The organism is Brachyspira murdochii DSM 12563 (assembly GCF_000092845.1).
Classification (GTDB): Bacteria; Spirochaetota; Brachyspiria; order Brachyspirales; family Brachyspiraceae; genus Brachyspira; species Brachyspira murdochii.
This window is the reverse complement of sequence record NC_014150.1, coordinates 1,746,863-1,770,221: the sequence shown is the minus strand read 5'-3', so window position 1 is coordinate 1,770,221 and position 23,359 is coordinate 1,746,863. Positions and strand designations below refer to the sequence as shown.

The 23,359-nt window shown below is 28.0% G+C and carries 16 protein-coding genes; 11 read left to right on the top strand and 5 right to left on the bottom strand.

Annotated elements, in window-relative coordinates:
• Positions 1-14 precede the first annotated feature (14 nt).
• From BMUR_RS07755 to BMUR_RS07735, 5 genes are all read left to right on the top strand, one after another.
• On the top strand, positions 15-800 hold the full coding sequence (locus BMUR_RS07755; protein WP_013114049.1) for an electron transfer flavoprotein subunit beta/FixA family protein: 786 nt from the start codon (positions 15-17) through the stop codon (positions 798-800).
• Between the two features lie 32 nt (positions 801-832).
• Positions 833-1,852, top strand: a complete 1,020-nt coding sequence (locus BMUR_RS07750) for an electron transfer flavoprotein subunit alpha/FixB family protein (protein WP_013114048.1) — start codon at positions 833-835, stop codon at positions 1,850-1,852.
• A gap of 213 nt (positions 1,853-2,065) precedes the next feature.
• Positions 2,066-2,596, top strand: a complete 531-nt coding sequence (gene hpt / locus BMUR_RS07745; protein ID WP_013114047.1) for a hypoxanthine phosphoribosyltransferase — start codon at positions 2,066-2,068, stop codon at positions 2,594-2,596.
• Between the two features lie 1,387 nt (positions 2,597-3,983).
• Positions 3,984-5,426, top strand: a complete 1,443-nt coding sequence (locus BMUR_RS07740) for a nucleoside-diphosphate sugar epimerase/dehydratase (protein ID WP_013114046.1) — start codon at positions 3,984-3,986, stop codon at positions 5,424-5,426.
• A gap of 233 nt (positions 5,427-5,659) precedes the next feature.
• Positions 5,660-6,889: an NAD(P)-dependent alcohol dehydrogenase gene (locus BMUR_RS07735; protein ID WP_013114045.1), complete on the top strand. Its 1,230-nt coding sequence runs from the start codon at positions 5,660-5,662 to the stop codon at positions 6,887-6,889.
• A 350-nt stretch (positions 6,890-7,239) separates the two neighbouring features.
• Here the strand turns inward: BMUR_RS07735 and BMUR_RS07730 are convergent, their stop codons facing one another.
• The 3 genes from BMUR_RS07730 to BMUR_RS07720 form a co-directional block, all read right to left on the bottom strand.
• On the bottom strand, positions 7,240-8,598 hold the full coding sequence (locus BMUR_RS07730) for an aspartate kinase (RefSeq protein WP_013114044.1): 1,359 nt from the start codon (positions 8,596-8,598) through the stop codon (positions 7,240-7,242).
• Positions 8,599-8,687: 89 nt separating this feature from the next.
• Positions 8,688-9,290 carry a hypothetical protein gene (locus tag BMUR_RS07725; RefSeq protein WP_013114043.1) on the bottom strand — a complete coding sequence of 201 codons (603 nt, stop codon included), beginning with the start codon at positions 9,288-9,290 and terminating at the stop codon, positions 8,688-8,690.
• A gap of 2 nt (positions 9,291-9,292) precedes the next feature.
• Positions 9,293-10,723 (bottom strand): AAA family ATPase, encoded by a 1,431-nt coding sequence (locus BMUR_RS07720; protein WP_013114042.1) that lies wholly within the window; start codon positions 10,721-10,723, stop codon positions 9,293-9,295.
• A gap of 177 nt (positions 10,724-10,900) precedes the next feature.
• Here BMUR_RS07720 and BMUR_RS07715 point away from each other — a divergent pair, with 177 nt between their 5' ends.
• The 3 genes from BMUR_RS07715 (at position 10,901) to lon (ending at position 15,867) form a co-directional block, all read left to right on the top strand.
• Positions 10,901-11,923, top strand: coding sequence for a GGDEF domain-containing response regulator (locus tag BMUR_RS07715; RefSeq protein ID WP_013114041.1), 1,023 nt, complete (start codon positions 10,901-10,903; stop codon positions 11,921-11,923).
• Positions 11,924-11,929: 6 nt separating this feature from the next.
• Positions 11,930-12,526 carry an L-threonylcarbamoyladenylate synthase gene (locus BMUR_RS07710; RefSeq protein ID WP_013114040.1) on the top strand — a complete coding sequence of 199 codons (597 nt, stop codon included), beginning with the start codon at positions 11,930-11,932 and terminating at the stop codon, positions 12,524-12,526.
• A gap of 863 nt (positions 12,527-13,389) precedes the next feature.
• Positions 13,390-15,867 (top strand): endopeptidase La, encoded by a 2,478-nt coding sequence (gene lon / locus BMUR_RS07705; RefSeq protein ID WP_013114039.1) that lies wholly within the window; start codon positions 13,390-13,392, stop codon positions 15,865-15,867.
• 282 nt (positions 15,868-16,149) lie between these two features.
• Here lon and BMUR_RS07700 read toward each other — a convergent pair whose 3' ends face one another.
• Together BMUR_RS07700 and BMUR_RS07695 are read right to left on the bottom strand one after the other, a co-directional pair.
• A complete protein-coding gene (locus tag BMUR_RS07700) occupies positions 16,150-17,322 on the bottom strand; it encodes a peptidase M30 (RefSeq protein ID WP_013114038.1) in 1,173 nt (390 codons plus the stop codon).
• A gap of 122 nt (positions 17,323-17,444) precedes the next feature.
• Complete coding sequence (locus BMUR_RS07695) at positions 17,445-17,840, bottom strand: DUF4234 domain-containing protein (RefSeq protein WP_013114037.1); 396 nt, start codon at positions 17,838-17,840, stop codon at positions 17,445-17,447.
• Positions 17,841-18,646: 806 nt separating this feature from the next.
• On the opposite strand from BMUR_RS07695, the gene BMUR_RS07690 reads away from it, so the two are divergent.
• From BMUR_RS07690 to BMUR_RS07680, 3 genes are all read left to right on the top strand, one after another.
• On the top strand, positions 18,647-20,923 hold the full coding sequence (locus BMUR_RS07690; protein ID WP_013114036.1) for a heavy metal translocating P-type ATPase: 2,277 nt from the start codon (positions 18,647-18,649) through the stop codon (positions 20,921-20,923).
• A gap of 291 nt (positions 20,924-21,214) precedes the next feature.
• A complete protein-coding gene (locus tag BMUR_RS07685; protein ID WP_013114035.1) occupies positions 21,215-21,883 on the top strand; it encodes a DUF4405 domain-containing protein in 669 nt (222 codons plus the stop codon).
• A 296-nt stretch (positions 21,884-22,179) separates the two neighbouring features.
• Entirely contained in the window at positions 22,180-23,358 is a 1,179-nt protein-coding gene (locus tag BMUR_RS07680) for an AAA family ATPase (protein ID WP_013114034.1), read from the top strand.
• The last annotated feature ends 1 nt before the right edge of the window (position 23,359 follow it).

Below are 23,359 nucleotides of genomic sequence, written 5' to 3'. Positions count from 1 at the left end.
ATGGAGGAATAGAAATGAAAATAGTAGTTTGTGTAAAACAGGTGCCAGATACAACTGAAATTAGACTTGACCCTGTTAAAGGTACATTAATAAGAGATGGTGTTCCTAGTATAATGAACCCTGATGATAAAAGCGGATTAGAAGAAGCTTTAAAATTAAAAGATAAATATGGTGCTCATGTTACAGTAATAACAATGGGACCTCCTCAGGCTGAAGCTATATTAAGAGAGGCTTTTGCTATGGGAGCTGACAGAGCTATTCTTATAACTGATAGAAAATTCGGCGGTGCTGATACTTTAGCTACTTCTAATACATTGGCTGCCGCTCTAAGAACTTTAGAATATGATCTTATAATCTCTGGAAGACAAGCCATAGACGGAGATACTGCTCAAGTTGGTCCGCAAACAGCTGAACACTTACAAATACCACAGATTTCTTATGCTAAAGAAATACAGTATAACGAAGCTGATAAATCATTAACTGTAAAAAGAATGATAGAAGATGGATACTACCTACTAAATGTTCAACTACCTGCTCTAGTAACAGTATTATCAGAAGCTAACAGCCCTAGATACATGAGAGTTAAAGGAATAGTGGAAGCATATGACAAAGAAGTTGAAATATGGACATCTGAAACTATTAAAATAGACCCTTCATTAATAGGGCTTACTGGTTCTCCTACTAAAGTAAAAAAAGCATTTACTAAAGGAGCTAAACAGGCTGGTAAAGTATTTGAAGTTGATACTAAAGAAGCTGTTAATATCATAATTGAAAAATTAAAAGAAAAATTTGTTATATAATAACAAAGAACCTTAAACAAAGGAGATGAATAATGAATTTAAGTGATTATAAAGGAATATTAGTATTTGCTGAACAAAGAGACGGCGTACTTCAAAATGTAGGTTTAGAATTAATAGGGGAAGCAAAAAAACTCGCAGCTCAATTAAAAACACCTGTAACAGTAGCTTTAATGGGACATAATATACAAAATTTAGCTCAAACTTTAATAGAATATGGTGCTGATATAGTAGTAGTAATGGATAATGAACATCTAAAACAATATGATACTGAAGCATATGCTCAGGCATTCAAAGCAGTAATAGATGCTAAAAAACCTGAAATAGTATTATTAGGTGCAACTACTTTAGGAAGAGACTTAGCTCCTAGAGTATCTTCAAGAATGAATACTGGACTTACTGCTGACTGTACAAAATTAGACATAGACGAAGCTACAAATGTATTCGGTATGACTAGACCTGCTTTCGGCGGTAACTTAATGGCTACAATCGTATGTCCAGACCACAGACCTCAAATGGCTACTGTAAGACCAGGCGTTATGCAGAAACTTCCTAGAGAAGAAGGAAGAAAAGGTGAAATTGAAGTACTTCCTGTAAATATAGATACTTCTAAAATGAAAGTAAAAATCTTAGATATAGTAAAAGAAACTTCTAAAAAAGTTGACATTACAGAAGCTAAAATATTAGTATCTGGAGGAAGAGGCGTAGGTTCTAAAGAAAACTTCAAAAACTTAGAATCTGTAGCTTCAAAAATAGGTGCTGAAGTTTCTGCTTCAAGAGCAGCAGTTGATGCCGGATTTATAGAACAAGCAAGACAAGTTGGACAAACTGGTAAAACTGTAAGACCTGATATATACTTCGCTTGCGGTATATCCGGAGCTATTCAGCACATGGCTGGTATGGAAGAATCAGAATACATCATTGCTATAAACAAAGATAAAGATGCTCCTATGTTTGGTATTGCTGATTTAGGTATAGTGGGTGATGTAAACAAAGTACTTCCTCTTTTAGCTGAAGAATTAGCAAAAGCAATAGAAGCTAAAAAAGCTAAGTAATAAAATTATTAAGTAATAAAATTATTTAGAAACATTTTTTAATAAATAAGAGCAGGTGCTGAAAATAAAATTTCTATACCTGCTCTATTATTTTATTTAAGTTAAAGATTATTAAAAGCTATAATCATTTTCCCATTTTATCATATAATTAAATCATTATTTCTATACGATAATATATAAATAAATATCCAATAAAAACTTAAGGAATAATCTATGAACAAATACGAGCATATATCAAAGATACTTATCTCTCAAGAAGATATAAATAATAAAGTTAAAGAATTAGCCGAAGAAATCTCTAATGATCTTAAAAATAAAGAAAATATCCCATGTATTATAGGACTTCTCAAGGGCTCATTTATGTTTATTGCAGACCTTACAAGATATATTGATGTACCTGTAGAAATTGATTTTATGATAGTATCAAGCTATGGAAATAATAAAATAGGTTCTGAAATCAAAATACTAAAAGATGTTGATGTACCTCTTACTGGAAGAGATGTAATAATAGTGGAAGATATTATAGATACAGGCTGTACTTTAGAGAAAATATGCGAGGTATTAAAGACTAGAAATCCTGCATCCCTTAAAATATGCACTCTTCTAAACAAACCTTCAAGAAGAAAAGTAGATATAAAAATAGACTATAATGGTTTTGATATAGAAGACGAGTTTGTTGTGGGATATGGTATTGATTATGCCCAAAAATACAGAAACCTTCCTTATATCGGTGTTGTCGAATAATATAAAAATAAAACCTACGCACGCAGAATAAACTTTTTATAAAAAATATATTTAATATTCTAATATCACTATATAAAAATATAAAGTTATACGTGCGTAAAATAAAATTCAAAAATTTAAAAAAAACTTGGGTGGGGGCTAATAGATGTTATTTAAATATCAAAACAGTACCCAACTAAAATCCAAAGTAAAATAACAAACTCTGAAGGGCGGGGAGTGAGAATAAAATTTTTGCTTTATACTAATTCCCACCATATAGATTTATAATTTTAATATACCGTTATAATTTTTAACTTTCTTTATTGTTTAGAAGCCCGCCCTAGTGTTATTTAAATTTAATGCCTAATCACCGCACGAAATAAGCTGATTGTGAGTTTTAATTTAAACTATTTATATAAATTCATTCACCGTGCGTTAAATAAATTTTAATAAAATATTGCAAATCTGATAAAATAGCATCAATATTAATTGTATAAAAAATTATTTACTTTTTAAAATATAAAGGATGATCTTTAGAGCCGTATATTAATACTATTCTGCTGCCATTATCAAGAAATTCTATTGTATAAATATCTTCAAACTGAGGTTCAGGAGTATATGTATATTTAGTTCCAGATAAATGCTTTACTAAATCTTTTGGAAATTCATCAGCTGTATCATTTACTTTAATAGTTATAGAACCATCTTCATTTATTGAAACATAACGCCCATCATTATTTTCAGAGTGATATATAGTACCCTTATATTTATTAATTGTTTCTTCTGCACCTGTTTTATCCGCATTGGAACAGCTTACAGATAAAATACCGGTTAAAAATAAAGTAAAAAGAATATATAATAGTTTTTTTGTTCATATTAGAACTCCTTGTGTAAATTATAATTTTTATAAAAAACATTGTTTAAAATGCTTTTATCATAGTAAAAAAATACTCTCAAAAAATTAAGAAAATATGTAATAATAAAATTTATGTAGTTTTTTATTATTTCTGATTGTCTTTTGATTAAATTATATATATAAAGTTTTAAAATTATTTGCAATACAAATGCTGGCTTAAAGTTAAATAAAGAAAGATGTATTTTTTTAGAATTATTATTATTTTTATATGATATTAAATTTTTTGAAAGATTTAAATTATTTGTCGAGTGTCGAGTGTCGAGTGTCGAGTGTCGAGTGTCGAGTGTCGAGTGTATTATTTAATAAAGTAAATATTCCTTTCATAATAATATTATAAAATATCAAATTATTAATGTCAATATTTTATTTACAATTTATTTTTAAATAAAAACTTTTTCTAAAATAAACAATATATAATAAAATCCTTGTATAATAAATAAAAAAAATATATACTATAAGCCTTATTATATATTTATTTTTGGACTTTGATAAATGAAAAATATAGTGATAATTGGGGCTGGAAATGCAGGAGAAACTCTTGCATCTGAAATACTAATTTCTGATGATAATAACGAATATAATATACTATGCTTTTTAGATGATGATAAAAATAAAAAAGAAGTTAATGTAAAAAATCAATCTATAAAAGTTAAGGGAAAAGTAAAAGACATAGAAAATATTATAAAAGAATATAAAAATGAAAATATAGATATAGAAGAAATTATTATCGCAATCCCCACCCTCAAACAAAAAGAACTTCTTGAAATACTTGATATAATATATCCTACTGGAATAAGATATAAAATACTTCCCGGATTCTTTGAAATAATAAAAGGCAATGCCTCTATAAAAGATATAAGAAATCTTGAACCTTCGGACTTGCTTGGAAGAGAGGAAATTGGTTTTGATGAAAAAGAAATATCAGAATACTATAAGAATAAAACTATACTAGTTACAGGCGGCGGAGGCTCTATAGGAAGCGAACTTGTAAGGCAGTTAATTACACTTCCTGTAAAAAAAGTTATGGCTTTGGATAATTCTGAAAGTGCTGTTCATAATCTTATAATGTCTTTAAATGACAGAAACAATGAAAAACATAAACATAAATTTATGTATATAATATCGAATGTACGAGACTATGTTAAAGTTGATAAAATCTTAAAAGAAGAAAAACCAGATATAATTTTTCATGCAGCAGCTCATAAACATCTTCCATTTATGGAAAGCTACCCAGAAGAAGCAATTAAAAATAATATATTAGCCACAGAAAATATTGCAACACTTGCTATAAAAAATAATATAAAAAACTTTGTATTTATATCAACAGATAAAGCAGTACGCCCTACTTCATTAATGGGGGCAAGTAAAAGAATATGCGAAAGAATGATAATGTCATTGTCGCATGAACAAAATAATACAGCATTCAAAATAACAAGATTCGGAAATGTTTTAGGAAGCAGCGGAAGCGTTATACCAGTATTTGAAAAACAGATAAGAGAGGGTAAAGCATTAACCGTTACACACCCAGAAATGGTAAGATTTTTCATGTCTATAAGAGAAGCTGCAAGACTTGTAATCAAAGCCTGCACTTTAAATGACGGTATAATATTTACTTTGGATATGGGAAAGCCTGTTAAAATTTTGGACTTGGCTAGAAACATGCTAAAAATGTATGGACTTACTGAAAAAGATATTCCAATTATTTTTACTGGTATTAGAGAGGGGGAAAAACTCTATGAAGAAATTTTAATGGACGATGAAACATTAATACCTTCTCAGTACAAAAAATTATTTATAGCAAAAGACCCAGTTAAATGCCTTACTCCTGAAGAGAGGAAAGTTATGATTGATGCTTTTGATATAGCTTCTCTTGATGCCGATAAAGAAACTATAAAAATGCTTATGCGTAAATATATAGAAGAATATACGGGATAAAGCAAATATATATTTGAACAATTTTATTTTGTAAACTGATACACCTTTATATAGAATTATCAGCTTTTTTACCCAGACTCAGACAAAGTTTTTATCCTTAGTATAACACCATTTATAATATAACAATACCTAAAATTAAAGAATAATGTAAATAATAATCATAAAATCATATTGACATTAGAGTGAACTCCAATGATATAATTTACAAAAATTAAATAAAAGGAGTATAATTTATGAAAAATATAATTTTATTTTTATCGATTCTCACATTATCTTTTTCATGCAGCAATAATCCTAAATCAACTTCAAATCAAGAGACTTCAAACTCTGTGTCAGTCAATAATGACATCATTCAATCCCCAATCAATATATCAACTAATAATGACGGCAGGATAAATTCAATAGGATTTATGGCTATTTCTACAAATATGGATTTTGAAAAAAGAGAGTTTACAAGACATGCTGTAGGAAGTAATGACGTACTTATAGAAATACTTTATGCAGGAATTTGCCATAGTGATATTCATGCAGTTAACGGAGAACATGGAGAAGCTGTACACCCATTTGTACCAGGACATGAAATAGCGGGAAGAGTTGTGCAGGTAGGAAGTGCTGTAACAAAATTTAAAGTAGGCGATCTTGCCGGGGTAGGCTGTATGGTTAATTCATGCGGAGAATGTATTAATTGCTTAAATAATCAGGAACAGTATTGTTTAAATAGAACAGTATTTACTTACGGCTCTGAAGACAGATTCCATAATAATGAAATAACCCAAGGAGGATATTCTGATAATATAGTTGTTTCAGAAAATTTTGCTATACTGATACCTAATAATGCAGAACTAGATAAAACCGCACCTTTACTTTGTGCAGGAGTTACTACTTATTCTCCTATAAAAGCAATGAATATAAAAAAGGGAGATAAAGTTGGAATAGCTGGATTTGGAGGATTGGGTTCTATGGCTTTGCAATATGCCGTTAAATTGGGGGCAGACGTTACTGTATTTGATATCACGGAAGATAAAAGACAAGATGCTTTAAATATGGGAGCTTCTAAATATGTTAATATTAATAATCCTTCAGATTTAGAAAATATTAATAATACTTTAGATTATATCATAAGTACAATACCCGCCAATTATGACCTTAATATGTATATGAATATATTAAAAAGAAATGGAACTATGTGTGTTTTGGGAATACCGCCTCATAATGACAGCCCTTCACTAGATATAACAGATTTAGTTATTTTTAATGGAAGCAGAAAAATATTCGGCTCTCTAATAGGCGGAATAAAAGAAACTCAGGAAATGCTTGACTATTCTGTGGCTAACAATATATATCCTCCTGTAGAAATAATTAATGCCGATGCTGAGGCTATATCCGATGCTTACAATAAAGTTATTAATGGTGAAGTAAAATTTAGATATGTAATAGACATGAAAACTCTTAATAATAATTAATTAATCTCTTATATCTGCAGGAGTAAATATAACTTCTGCAGATTTTTTTATAATAATACAATAACCTAATACATATAACTCCATTATAAATAGATTTATTTTAAAAGTACTTGACAAAATTATATACAAATTTTGATAATTTATTATTTTGCATACCTTATATAAAAAAGCAAGCATGACATTAGAAAATAAATTTTCACGACTGCAAAGTCTAATTATAAAATAGTATCAATATCTATTAGACTTGTTTCAAAACAATTGTAATAAAAAATTAAAATAAAAAAGCAGACCTATCAAATAAGCCTGCCTTTATATTAAATCAATGTTATTTATTTTTTTTAATATCTGCTTTATATTTGCTCTTCAAAGAAAGATTTATATATGCTTTTTATAGCCCTATTCAAATCAGTGTCTTTTACTCCTATCATAATACTTACTTCACTTATGCCTTGGTTTAGCATTTCAATATTGATATTAGATTTTTCCATAGAATGCATAGCTCTAGCAGAAACACCTACACACTGCTGCATACCCTCCCCTACAAGCATTATCAAAGCAAGTCCATGTTCAAAATAAATATTATCTACATTAAGCTCATCACGTACGCGTTCATATATACGTTTTTCTTTTTCTTCTGTAATAGCAGAGTTTCTAACAATTACTGATATATTATCTATTCCGGAAGGAGCATGCTGATAAGGTATATTCTCATCTTCTATTATCTCTAAAAGTTTTCTTCCGAACCCTACTTCTCTGTTCATCAAGTATTTACTAACATAAAGACAAGAGAAATCATTTTCCCCAGAAACACCAACTACAGGATTGATATTTTTATTTCTATTTGCTACTATTCTTGTTCCCTTAGCAGATGGATTATTAGTATTAAGTATATGTACCGGAATATTAGCTTCATAAACTGGCTGCAGTGCTTCTGCATGAAGAACATTAAAACCGCCGTAACTTAACTCTCTCATCTCTCTATATGTAAACTCATCTATAAGTTTAGGATTATCCACTATATTTGGAGCTGCAGCAAATACTCCGTCAACATCAGTAAAGTTTTCATATACTTCGGCATTTACAGCTTTAGCCAAAATAGCACCAGTAATATCACTTCCTCCTCTAGGGAAAGTTACTACATCGCCTTTTTCAGTATATCCGAAAAATCCCGGGAATATTACCAAAGCAGTTTCATCTTTTAATTTAGCCAAATTAGCATAAGACTTCTCAAGCACAGCAGCATTGCCAAACTCCTCTGAAAGTAAAAGCCCTGCATCTTTAGGATTAACATATTTAGCTTTTACACCTATAGAGTTAATGTATGCCGCAATTACTTTTGCAGATAAATCCTCACCCAAAGCCTTAACTCCGTCTATAAACTTTGTAGGAAGGCTTTTATCTTCTGCTATTCTATTTAAAATATCATTTTGCATCTCTTCTAAAAGTTCATGGGAGAGGGCAAGTTCATCTATGATATTTTTAAATCTTTCTATAATAATTTTTAATTCTAATTTTCCGTCCTTACCAGAAATAATAGTTTCAGCAAGAGTAATAAGCAAATCGGTTACTTTGGTGTCTTCCTTAAGTCTCTTACCCGGAGCAGATACTACTACAATTCTTCTGTCCTTATCGGCTAGAACTATATCCACAACTTTTTTTATTTGACTTGCATTTGCAACTGAAGAGCCTCCAAATTTTGCTACTTTCATTTTACTTAAATCCTCCATTTTTTCTAGTAAAAATTACTATATATGATAACATAAAGCAGTTTTTATTTCAATTAAATTAATAAAGTTTTTTATAAAAAAGAGAGTTTAAGTCCGTATTCATTTGAATGATTTTTTATACTGTATGTTTGATTATGTTCAAGAAGTTTTATTTTTAATTTATCTTCTATAAATATATACGATGAATTATCTAATTCCACAAATTCATTACTGTTAACTGATAATTTTTTATTTGAAATTTCTCGTCTATAATATATGGGGTTTGTAATGATATCTTTTCTTACAAAAAATAAATATACTCTATTAATTGTAACATTCTTAAAATAAGATAATACTGCTATAGCCCTCAAACAAGCACCTTCAAGCTGTTCTATCAATTCATCATTTTTCTTTCTGCTTTTAGAAAATTCAAAAATGTGCATATTATAAACTTCTTCACTTTCTTTTTGAATAATAACTTTATCAGCACATTTTTTATTTTTCAAATATAGAAATGATTTATCTCCTTCTAATTCTATTATAGATAAAGAATTCTCAAGAACTTCTATAGTTACAGATACACCATGATCAGTTAATATATATTGTTTGTCATTATAATCATCAAAAAAGTTATTACGAAATACTTTACTCAAAACTTCTCTAAACTCTTCAGGATACTTTTCATACCATTTCATTATTATAATTCTTCCTGAAAATCGTATATTTCATCTGATATTTTTTTTAATACCTTGTTGAAAGTAGGAACTTCAAAACCATACTCTGAACTTTCTAATTCAGTAACTTTTGTAAATCCGTCTTCTTCAATATCAAACTGATACATTCTCACCTTATCTTCTGAAATCAGATCGTTCTCATCATATCCGTATTTATTCATCAAATATTTTTTTCTTTCTTCATTATTTGAATTTAATTTAATCATATTATTTATATGCTGAACAATTGTGTCGCTATGAGTTGTTATTAGAATATTGATATTACTATTAACTAATTTAATGAATACTCTAGTTAACTGCTGCTGAAGTTCTGGGTGAAGAGAGATTTCAGGCTCTTCCATTAACAAATCACCATTTATAATTCCATATTTCAAAAACAAATACAAAGGAGCCAATTCCGTAATAACAGCAGAAGATAAATACATTTGAAATTCTGTATTTACATTTTTAGGCTTATAATAAATATTTCCTGTTTCAGCATTAATATTTATTTTTCCAGAAATTAAATTCTCTTCAAAAAATTGAATTATATTATTTAATTCTTTTATAAATTTATAATAACCAACCATTTTCCTATTTTCTTTGGATAAGTAGTTCAAATTATTTAAGGAATTCAAATTATTTAAAAAGTCAATTACAGGTCTTGATAAATATTCATTATTTTTTTCTTCAACATATCTGTCAAATTTATCAATTATTGCTGAACTAGCTATATCATTTCTTGATAATAAAAACCCTGTTCTTGATACAGGTAAAAATATTGGTATATTTCTTATACTAGCAAAATTACCAAAATAATAACTTGTAAAATAATTAGTTATAAAAAAATTAATTATAGTTTTTATAATTGTAATATACTTTATATGATTTCTAATCATTATTGGTCTAATAAACCTATTATGTCTAATAATAAGTAAAGGTTTTTCTTCATCATTGTTCTTACGTATTTTTAAAGGTTTACTTCCATTATCATAATTAAAAATCAATTCTATATACTCTAAAACAATTTCATTATTTGAATTAAATATATAGTTAATCACTTCATTAGAATATTTATTTAACAATTTATTAAATAAATCTATAAAAATATTTATTTCTTCTACAGACATATTAACAGATTTATCAAAATCTAAAGTTTTAATATAATTATCTACAATATTTTTAGCTCTTTTATATTCTTCTAATTCTTCTAAGTTTTTTTCATCTTTAAATATTATATCTATAATATTACCAAGATATTTTACTAGACCATATACCAAAGTCATTAAATAACTCTTTCCGCTGTTATTGCTGCCTACAAGAAGCGTAAACGGTGATAACTCTATTTCTGCCTCTTTGATTTTGGCGAAATTCTTAACATAAATAGTTGGGTATTTTCTATTTGTTTCCTGCATATTTAAAATAACTGTAAATTATTATATTTTCTCATATTCTCGGAAATTATTATATTATAAACATGCATATTCTGTCAAGTTTATAAAACTATATGAGCCTATTTTTTATTCAATATATTCTATAAATTTACGATACTTTAATATAATATTTATATACTTTGAAGATGTAATTTAATTATGAATGAAAATATTTTAGTAGTAGAACATAGAACAGACCTTTTAGACAGATTTGTCGATATTTTAAGGGCTAGACATTATAATCCTATAGCTACAAAATCACGTTCGCAGGCTGTTAATATATCGAATGAAAGTACATTAGACCTAATACTTTTAGATGCTGATATAGGAGACTCGCAGGGACTTCAGCTTCTTGATACTTTCAAAAATCAGGATTCTACTAAAGGTACTCCTATTATTCTTTTAAGTACGCCTTACAGGAAAATGGAGTTTATAGAAGAAGCATTAAATCTTGGAATTGACGGTCTTATATTTATACCTTTCGATGAAATGGAGCTTATTGTAAGAGTTAATAGCTGTCTTAAATACAGAAGATTATATTTAGAGCATCAGAAATTAATTAAGCAGGCCGATTATCTTCAAAACTCTTTAAATGATATGACAGAAGTTTCAAATAGAAATTATCAGTCATATAAGGAAGCTCAAAAAAAATATGATGATATATTAAATGTAGATTTGGAAACAGGACTTTGGAATAAAAAAGAGTTTTATGAACAATTTACAAGACTGCTTTATGAAACAGTAAGACATGAAGAAACTATTGTTCTGGCATGCTTTTCTATAGACGGACTTGACAATATTATTAGCGAATTCGGAATTATAGCGGCCGAAGAGATTATGCTAAAATTCACTGAAGTGCTAAGAAGAACTACTAGAAGAGAAGATATAATCGCTAGATTTGACAATAACCAATTTATGGTAGCTTTCAATAGAATGAATATAAAATTATACGACAAAAAGGTAGATGAAATAAGAAGCTTTGTAGATAAAAATGAATTAGAATATAACGGAATGATAATTAAATATACAATATCAGTTGGAATATCATATACAGCCTACAAAAAAAATTATCATATAGAAGGTATGGATAAGGAAATAGCACCTGTACTTTTAGCACTACATAATGCCAAAAGAAGAGGATATGCTAGTTTATTTGTACACCCTACCCTTATAAAAAGGTAATTGTTTATGATAATTAATCTCGATAAAAATAGCGAAGAAAGTATAAAATATGCAGCAGATGAAGCTTCAAAAGTTATAAATGAAGGCGGAATAGTTGTATCCCCTACTGACACAGTTTACGGAATGCTTGCTGATGCTTTTAATAAAGAAGCTGTTGAACGTATATACCAAATAAAAGAAAGAGAAAAAAATAAGCCTTTTTTAATACTAATAAAAAATGCCGAATATTCTAAATATTTCTCCCAAATGGAAATACCTGATATAGTAAAAAAAAATATACCCGGCGAGCTTACATTTATTATGCCTTTATCCGATTCATTAAAAGAAAATTTTTTATATCTAAAAAATACTGTAGCCTTAAGAGTACCTAAAGATAAATACATGCAGCTTATATTAAACAATACCAAACCTCTTGCAGCTCCTTCTGCAAATCCTAGCGGTGCAGGCGAGATACTTGACGGTAACAAACTTGCTGAACTATATGAAGATAAAGCCGATTTAATAATCAATGCTGGAATAATAGAAAACAAGATGCCTTCAACATTATACAACTGCATAGAAAATAAAATACTTCGTCAAGGAAGTGTTCATTTAAATATTTAATCATAAATGTTTTTTTGAGTTAAAAATTTTGAGGGAACGTTTTTAAACATTCCCCCATTTTAGATATTTGGTTTATTTATGTATGAGAATTAATTGAGTTTTCATATTAATAAAAGCTTTATAAAAAATATTTCAATACATTATAAAAGAATGCCTATATATAACATAGCACATTCATCTTAATTATTTTTTTAATATAAGTTATCCTGACTTCATCATATTTACAAAAAATATAAAACTCAGCGAAGGATTTTAACTTTCATTCTCTATCATTCTCTAATAGAATAAACCAATTATATATGAAAATACATTTTATATCAATACTTTATATGTAAAAAAATATATTAATATTTTACATATAAAGCATTTTTTAATATTATATTTTTTATACATAATAAAATAAATTTTAGTTGTTTTTGTTTTATTAACGCACGCTATCCTTAATAATAAATTTTAATTTATTAATTTGTATATATATTTTTTATTAAGCTATTCGTGAGTTAAATAAACTGTAAATTTAGAAAAAAATTTGTAAGTAATCAGAAACAATACAAAAAATTTAATACTTCCATATAACAAGCTGTATTTTTTTATATAAAAATAATATTTTTTTAATAAAATATGAATGAAATTTCTACATATTTATTTTATATAGTGTTTTATTATAAAACATATTTGATGTATAAGTATATTATTTTTTTATAATTTAAATGCATTATGAAGTAATTTGAACACTATTTTTTGGTATATTTCTTGCATGAATTTAAAATTATAAAATATTTTTATTATTTATATTATCAGATAATAGTATGATATGTTTTATAAATTATCATTCAAGTAATGATTATCATAAGGAGTATTAAATGAGTGATGAATTAAATAAAGATATAGATAAAAATAGCGATAATAAAGAAAATAAAAAAGAGGATAGTAAAGTTTCTATAGTGGAAGACAAATTACCAAGAAGACTTATAATTATACCAGTAATGGGAAAGCCATTGTTTCCAGGTCTTTATGCCCCATTTCCAATACCGCCGCAGCATGCCGAGGCAGTAAATAAAGCTATAGCAGAAAATGACGGTTTTTTAGGTCTTAATTTATATATATCTGATAATCCTCCAGATAGAAAAACACCTTCTGTAGAGGATATTTATAAAGTTGGTGTTGTAGTAAAAGTATTTAAAAAACTTAATCTTCCAGACGGCGGACTTAATCTTCTTATTAATTCTATCAAAAGATATAAAATAATAAGATTTACAACTACAGATACTGTTATAAGAGCTGAGCCTCTATATATAGAGGATTCATTTCAGGGGGATAAAGATTCAAAAGAGATAAAGGCATATACAAGAGCTTTGCTTTCAGAAGTAAAAACATTAAGCGAAAATAATCCTCTATTTACAGAAGAGATGCGTCTTACTATGGTAAATGTAGATGACCCAGGTAAATTATCCGATTTCGTTACTTCTATGATAAATGCCGACAGAGCAAGTCAGCAGGAAATACTTGAAACTTTTGATGTTCAGGATCGTTTAGAAAAGGTTCTTCTTTTGCTTCAAAAAGAAAGCGAAATAACCAAAATACAGCAGAAAATACAGGGAAGTATTAATGCTAAAGTTCAGAAACAGCAGAGAGACTTTTTCCTAAAAGAACAGCTCAAAGAAATCAAAAAAGAATTAGGATACGATACAGATCCAAAACAAAAAGATATAGAAAAATATAAAAAAGCTCTTGAAGAACTTGATGTTGTAGAAGAAGTTAAAGAAAGAATGCAAAGTGAAATAGAGAAAATCTCTTCAATAGATACACATTCTCCAGAATATACAGTTTCAAAAAACTATTTGGATACTTTATTTGCATTGCCTTGGAATAAAGAAAATAAAGAACGCGAAGATATAGATAAAAGCAGAAAAATATTAGACAGAGATCATTATGGGCTTGAAGATGTTAAAGAGAGAATATACGAATTTTTGGCTGTAAGAAAATTAAATCCAGATAAAAAGTCTTCAATACTATGTTTTGTAGGTCCTCCGGGAGTGGGTAAAACTTCTATAGGAAAAAGCATAGCAGAGGCATTAAACAGACCTTTCTTTAGATTTTCTTTAGGAGGAATGCGTGATGAAGCAGAAATTAAAGGTCACAGAAGAACATATATAGGAGCAATGCCCGGTAAAATTATAGAGGCTTTAAAAATAGTAAAGGTCAAAAATCCAGTGCTTATGCTTGATGAAATAGATAAATTAGGTACAAGTTTTCAGGGAGATCCTTCAAGTGCATTACTTGAGGTTTTAGACCCAGAGCAGAATTCATCTTTTAGAGATCATTATCTTGATTTACCTTTTGATTTATCTAATGTTCTTTTCATCACCACAGCCAATACTCTTGATACTATACCAAGACCTCTTCTTGACAGAATGGAAGTTATAAGACTTTCTGGATACATCATGGAAGAGAAATTAAAAATAGCTTCAAAATATATTATACCAAGACAAGTTAAAGCTAATGGTCTTGATATAAAAAATATAAAGTTTACGAATAAGGCTATAAGCAGCATAATAGAAGGATATGCAAGAGAGGCTGGAGTAAGAAACTTTGAAAGAAGAATAGAGAGAATATGCAGAAAAATAGCCGCTGATATAGTTTCAAATAATAAAACATCTTATGATATTATAGTAGATGATAAAGATTTAGAAAAGTATTTGAAAAAGCCTATATTTACAGAAGATTTTACAGAGAGGGATTTGAAACCCGGTAATGCTATAGGGCTTGCTTGGACTTCTATGGGAGGAGCTACTCTTACAATAGAATCTATAAGGGTATCAGAAAAGAAAGATGCCGGCACTATTAATGTAACAGGACAGCTTGGCGATGTTATGACAGAAAGTGTACAGATAGCATACAGCCATGTAAGAAGTGTTGCTCAAAACTATGGTGTAAGTGAAAATTACTTTAATGATGCTGTAATACATCTTCATATACCAGAAGGAGCCACTCCTAAAGACGGACCTTCTGCTGGTATTACTATGGCTACTGCTTTGCTTTCTCTTGCTATGAATAAAGTTATAAGAAACGATACTGCTATGACAGGTGAACTTTCCCTAAACGGTAAGGTACTTCCTATAGGCGGATTAAAAGAAAAAACTATAGCGGCAAAAAGACTTGGCTTTATAAAACATATAATCATACCTTATGAAAATATTAGAGATTTGGACGAGATACCTGATAACGTAAAAAAAGGTTTAACTTTTCACCCTGTAAAAAGTGCAGACGAAGTTTTTGATTTTATGTTTAAATTAAATGGGCTAAATAAAAAAACAAAAAAGAAAAATCTAAAAAAATAATTAACTGTTAAAAATATTAAATGGGGGCTTCAAATAATTTAATTTTAATCCCCCATTTTAATTCAAACAATTATATCTTAATTTATATATACTTGCTTCGGTAAGTAATATTTATACAAACGGATAAAATAATAACAATTAACAAAGACACTTTTTATACTGAATATTAAAATTATATTTATAAAAATCTCATGCATATCAAGCATAAGACATGCATGAGAAATTTCCCATATACTCATTTTTAGGAGTTATTAAAATAGCTGAAAAAGTTCTTCTAAATTATTAATATCCGTAAAAAGATGAGTTTACTATCAAGTATCTGTCTTTGCCTTTAGTATTTACATCAGGGTTATAAACTACATACGTATCATCACCAAGCTCTGCATATCTTAAAAGTTTATCATCAGACATAAAATCACCCTTAACATAAATAGCAGAACCCGGTGCCATAGGACAATTATATTGTGTAGTTATAATTTTTGGTTTTGTAGTAATAAGCCCTTTGTACCCATAAATACCACTAGCATCATTTTTATAATTAGCCTTTAGCCAAGCAGCATAAAGCTCGCTCCAATCCTGAAACTCTTTAATATTTTTATTTGCCGCATAAAGTATAGCCATATAAGTTCCTTTATATTCTTTAGGGGCATTAGCTATATCCTTATATATTTCAAATCCGTTTTGTGAATGAATACCTAGCCAATACATAAAAAGAGAAACTGTAGCATATTTATGAACTGTGTAGCCCTGATTCCAATTTACAAAATAATCACCTTTAGTTATTAAATACATAGAATCTGTATTATAATAATCAAGTCTATTTTTAGGCAGTTTTCCTCTGTATGCTATAACTGCTGCCTCTGATAATGCCTCATCTACCCATACATCAAATGAGGAGGTACTTTTATTTTCTAAAGAACTATAATGTATAACATGATGAAGTTCATGAGCTATTGTATTTACAACAGATTCTATATTTTCCCAGCCGTTTATATAATCTAAAAATATAATATTCTCTGTATCATTTTTTATTTTGTCAAGTCCGTCAAGTATTGAATACCCTTGCATATATGGCTTATCACCAGTAAATCCGCCGTTAATATCCATTATTAAAAGTGTTAATTTACCTTTTAATTTTCCGTATAAATATTCTTCCATTTCATAGATTTTTGAAGTTTCTAATATAATATTTTGCAAGTCTCTGTCATTTACTTGAAGCCCGTTCTCCAAATATATATCTATCCTAGATGTGGAATATATATTTTTTGCTTTTATGATTTCTTTAGAATAATTATTATTTATATATCTTACAGCATTAAATACTTTTTCTGTATTTTTGCCTTTATATATATTATAACTTACCGGAGTCTTTAGAACTTCATTTAGGCTTTCGTATGCATTTAAAACAAATGCATGGATTATAATAAATAATATTAATAATAAATATTTTCTCATTATTCCTTACTCCTTATAAATTATAAGTATCGGAAAAATACAAAAAATAAATAAAAGAAAATATTAAAAAAGACCTGCTGAAATATAGCAAGTCTTTTAATTATAATTTTTTATATTAATAATTATTCATCATCGCTCTGAGATTCTATTAATTCTGAATCAGGTATGCTGTTCCAAATAGCATTTAATTTATCCTGAAATATAGCACATGATATCACATACATAAAGAAATTTAATACTATTAATAATACTGTGCTGTCTTCTGTATTGTCCATTCCAGCTTTTTTAGTCATCTCTAAATAAAGTATTTTACCGTATTTATAGTACCAATAAAAAGTATAAAGTCCGCATGTTACAATAGATAATACTAATTCTAATGTTGGGTTTATATCTTCTCTTTCCATAAAATTCTTAATCTCATCTGTAGTCTTATAAAGCCAGTATGCATAATAAATACCGCATGTTACGATATTTAATACTACAAGCATTGGTATGCTTCTAACGGTACCTTTTACCATTATTAAAACCTCCTAAAATTTTTGAAATAATTATACTTTAACTTTACAAAATAATCAATAAAATTGCAATAATATTTATATTTTTATAAAAATCTGCTATGCGTATAGCAATAAAAAATATAATAACAAATGCTGCATATATGGTGTTTTTCAACGCACGTTTAATTAAACTCTTATATAAAATTAAATTAAAATACTAAATTTATTGATATAATAAAATCAGCTCTGCGTGCGTGGAGGAAAGTCTTAAATTTAAATAACGCTTGGGCGGGTGTATTTTTTGAAGTAAAGGATTACAAATTTTATCAAAGCCTATATAAAAAATAAAGCCTTTAAATCTAAAAGGGCGGGAATTTAAATAAAGTTTTAAAATTTATTCTCACCCCCACCCTCTAAATCTTTTAATACTATCTGTTATTTATAAATGATTTTTCTTCTTTAGCTTCAACTGTTATTCTGGCGGCCCACCCAAGCGGTTTTTAAATTTATAATACTCTTCAACGCACGTTTAACTTTATTCTTATAAATAATAAAAATTAGAATTATAAATTAATTAATATTTTAAAAATTCGTTCTGCGTGCGTAGAGGAAAATTCTAAAAATAATTTCTTATATAATTATTCATTTTATCATATTAGACATGTAATTAATTTTTTACCAATTTTTATTAATATTTTTTGTATATACCCATACACCCTACTTGAAAAAATATCCGGAATATGATATAATCCTATTGTTAGATTGCTTTAACATTTAAATCATGTATAATTGAATGATTAATTTTTTATAATAGAGGATTTAATTTTATGAAAATGACTTTAAGAATAGGCGGAATGCATTGTGCTGCTTGTTCTAGAGCAGTAGAGCGTGCATTAAAAAAAACTGAAGGCATAGAAGAAGCCAATGTCAATATAGCTACAGAAAAAGCTGTTCTTAATTTTGATGATAAGAAGTTAAAATATAATGATATAGTAAATGTAGTAGTAAAGGCTGGATATCAAGTTGTAGGTAAAGAGGAAGATCCAGCTGAGAGAAAGGAAAGAGAGATAAAAGAGCAGAAGATAAGATTAATAGTATCTGCTGTATTTTCTATACCGCTTTTTTATATATCAATGGCACCAATGGTGAGTATAGTTAAGTTTCCAATACCTAGCTTTTTAGTTCATCATATTAATCCGCAGGTTTTTTCTATAGCAGCTATACTTTTATGCGTACCTGTTATGATATCAGGATATAAGTTTTACACATTGGGCTACCCTGCACTTTTCAGAGGCTCGCCTAATATGGACTCACTTGTAGCAATAGGTACAACTGCTGCATTTGTTTATAGTGTATATTCTAGTATTTTGGCATTTATAGGGCTTAATCCGCATGGTGAAAATCTTTATTATGAGTCAGCAGCTGTTATAATTACTTTAGTACAGTTTGGTAAATATTTGGAGGCAAGAAGCAAAGGAAAAACTGGAGAGGCTATAAAAAAACTTATGGGACTTCAGCCAAAAACAGCCACTATAATAAAAGACGGTGAAGAGAAAGAGATAAAAATTTCGGAAGTAAAAGTTGATGATATAGTTTTGGTACGCCCGGGTGAGAAGATACCTGTTGACGGAGAGATTATAGAAGGATACAGCAGTGTAGATGAATCAATGCTTACAGGAGAGAGCATACCTGTTGAAAAAAGTGTTGGTGATAAGGTGGTTGGTGCTTCAATTAATAAGACTGGAAGTTTTAAGTTTAAGGCTCAGAAAGTGGGTGCTGATACGGCATTAGCTCAGATTATAAAACTTGTAGAAGATGCACAAGGCTCAAAAGCTCCTATAGCACATATTGCTGATGTTGTATCTTCGTATTTTGTACCTGCTGTTATTACTATAGCTTTGATATCAGCTGTTATATGGTTTATAGCTTTGCATAATTTTGTATTTTCTTTAACCGTATTTGTTTCTGTACTGGTTATCGCTTGTCCTTGTGCTTTGGGGCTTGCTACGCCTACTGCTATAATGGTTGGTACTGGAAAAGGTGCTGAGCTTGGAATACTTTTTAAAAATGCTGAGGCGTTGGAAGTATCTCAAAAAATAAATGCTGTAATGTTTGATAAAACAGGCACCCTAACAGAGGGCAAACCTTATGTTACTGATATTATTTCTGATGATAAAGATAAACTTCTTTTAATAGCGGCAAGTGCTGAAAACGGAAGCGAACACCCATTAGGGGAGGCCATAGTAAGAGAGGCTAAAGAAAAAAATATTAAACTCCTTGATATAGAAAATTTTAAAGCTATAGCAGGTTTTGGTATAGAAGTATTCATTGATAATAAAAAAGTATTAATGGGTAATGATAAACTTATGAATAAAGAAAATATTAATACAGAGAGTTATCATTCATATATGGAAAGCCTTTCAAAAGATGGCAAAACTCCTATGTATGTTGCCTATGATAATAAACTTTTAGGTGTTATAGCTTGTGCTGATAAATTAAAAAAAGAAAGCATTGATGCTATAAGAAGACTTCATAAATTGGGTATAAAAACTGCCATGATAACAGGAGACAATAAAAATACAGCTAATTCGGTTGCAAAAGAAGCAGGTATTGATATAGTATTTGCCGAAGTTCTACCAGAAGAGAAATCAAAAGAAGTAAAAAAACTTCAGGACGAAGGAAATATTGCTGCTATGGTAGGAGATGGTATAAATGATGCTCCAGCTTTAACTCAGGCTAATGTGGGCATTGCTATAGGAAGCGGTACTGATGTTGCGATAGAGAGTGCTGATATAGTATTGGTAAAATCAAATACTAATGATGTAGTAACTGCAATAGAATTAAGTAAAGCTACTATGAGAGATATTAAACAGAATCTTTTTTGGGCTTTTTGCTACAATGTTATAGGCATACCAATAGCTGCAGGAGTTTTGCATGTATTTAGAGAGCCTTTAATAGCTTCTTCTATAGGAGATTTTTTAGTTGCTATTATGGGTAAGGATTTGCTTTTGAATCCTATATTTGCAGCTCTTGCTATGAGTTTAAGTTCTGTATCAGTGGTTACTAATGCTTTAAGACTTAACTTTTTTAAACCAAGTAAATAGAAATACAATTTAGTTATAAAAGCTCATACTTACTCCAAGATCCATAGAAACTTAATTTTATATTTTTATTTCTATGGATCTTACAATTTCATAATCTATGTAGTATAAAAATAATAAATCTCTTAACACTTCATAAAATATATAATGCTCACAAGTTTTTCTATAAAATAGTTATTAAAAAATAAATTATAAGGAACTTTTTATCATAAAAATCGTCTAATATATTAAATAGCATGCTATATTATAACAACTTAAAAATTAAATAATTTCACAATAGGGGTAAAATTATATATGAAAAATAAAATTAAAATACTTATAGATATAACAATGACTATTCTTTTTTTTGTATTAATTGGGTATCGTTTTACAGGCAGAACTATACATGAGTATTTGGGTTATTCAATTTTTATATTTTTTATACTTCATCATATACTGAATTTTCATTGGTATAAAAATCTTAATAAAGGAAAATATAGTTTCAATAGAACATTAAATACATTTATAAATTCTATGCTTTTTATATGCATGCTTGGATTAATTATAAGCGGAATATTATTTAATAGAAATGTAGTTGAATTTTTTAATCTTGAAGGCATTAAAGTATTTAATAAAAGACTGCATATAATTTGCTGTTATTGGGGACTTGTACTTATGTCTGTACATTTAGGCATGCATTGGGGTATATTTATAAATATGAGTAAGAAATTGATAAATATAAAGAAACAAATATATATGATAACTGGTTTATTAATAGCTATATACGGAGTAGTTTCATTTATAAAAAGAGGTATATATATTAGACTGTTTTCAGTTACAAAAGTCCCTTCTTATGAAGAAGCTTTTATATTTTTCTTTATGGATCATCTAGCTATAATGGGACTTTTTATATTTATTACTTACTATTTGCATAGATTAAGCAATAAATTAAATAAGGTTAATACGATAAGTAAACAAATTTAAAATTAGGCATTATTTATTTTAATATGCGATTGATTAAGTTTATAAAAATATATTTTTTAGTTATTTGTGCGGTAGTAACCCTGCAAATAATTTTAAAATATTAAGTTTTGATAAATCATAAATACCATATTTTCTCTAAACTTAAACCTGCTTTTTCTTAATAATGCTTTACAAAAATCTTTTATTTTTGTTATTAAATTATGAAGAAAATAAATAATGAACTTGTTTCAAAAGTACTTGATAAGATTATAATATGAAGCTGAGTTTTGAAACAAGTTTAATGATAATAAATAATTATGCTAAAAAGATTTACTATTTCAAATTACAGATCATTCTATGATGAAGCAGAACTCAATTTAATAGCTGATAAAGACACTATATATACAAAAAAAATAAATAATGAGTATATATCAAAATTATGTCTTCTTTATGGTTATAATGGATGCGGTAAGAGTAATTTGCTTAATGCTTTAAAATATATATTTTATTCTAATAATGGATATATCATATCAAGCGATGATAGTATAAAAAGGCTTTTAGACCCAAATATGATTTATGGCAAAAATGAAAACAGCCGTTTTTATTTAGAGTTTTATTCTTATGATGATTATGAAATATGCAGTTATGAATTAATATTAGACAATAATAATAAAAGAATACATTTAGAAAGATTTAAAAAAAATAATAAAGTAATCTTTGAAAGAGAAAAAAATACTATATCGGACGGTATATTTAATTATGATGATAGTATAGCAGATACAAATACTTTTTTAAGTTTTTTTAATAATAAGTTAAAAGATATAAATGAGAAAGCAGATAAATATAGAGAAGAAATTAATTATTATATATCACTATTCAAAAATCTATGTTTTTTATTTCCATTTACAAATGAATCTGATTTTTCCTCTTATGCTATATTAGAGATTTTTGAATATTTCAATAAGTATAATATATGGGATACCTATAAAAAATTGCTTTATATGACGGATATTGATGATTTAAATATAGTTGACAGTATAAATGCAAACAATTTTTCTTTTATGCTTGATAATAAGAGACTAGTTTCAAGACATGACAGCTACAGCAATGATTTTGATGAGGTGGAGTCTGAAGGAAGTAAGGTATATGCTATTAATTTGATATATATATTAAGCTCCATTATAAATGGTACTTTATCTATAGTTGATGAATTTAACGGAGTGCAGTCTGAATTATTAGAGTTTACTATTAGATTATTTAAAAAAGGTGCATTTAATGATATAGAGAGAGAAACTTCTCAGCTTATACTATCTACACATGATATAACACTTATGAGCATTGATGATACTCTGCTTTTTAACTATTTTTTAATCAATAAAAAAAATAATATAACAAGGATATACAGAGCTGATGAGCTTAAAAACATTAATAAAGATTTAAATATTAGCAATTTAGAGAGAGAGTACAGGAAAAATCATCTTGGAATATCAAGATAAT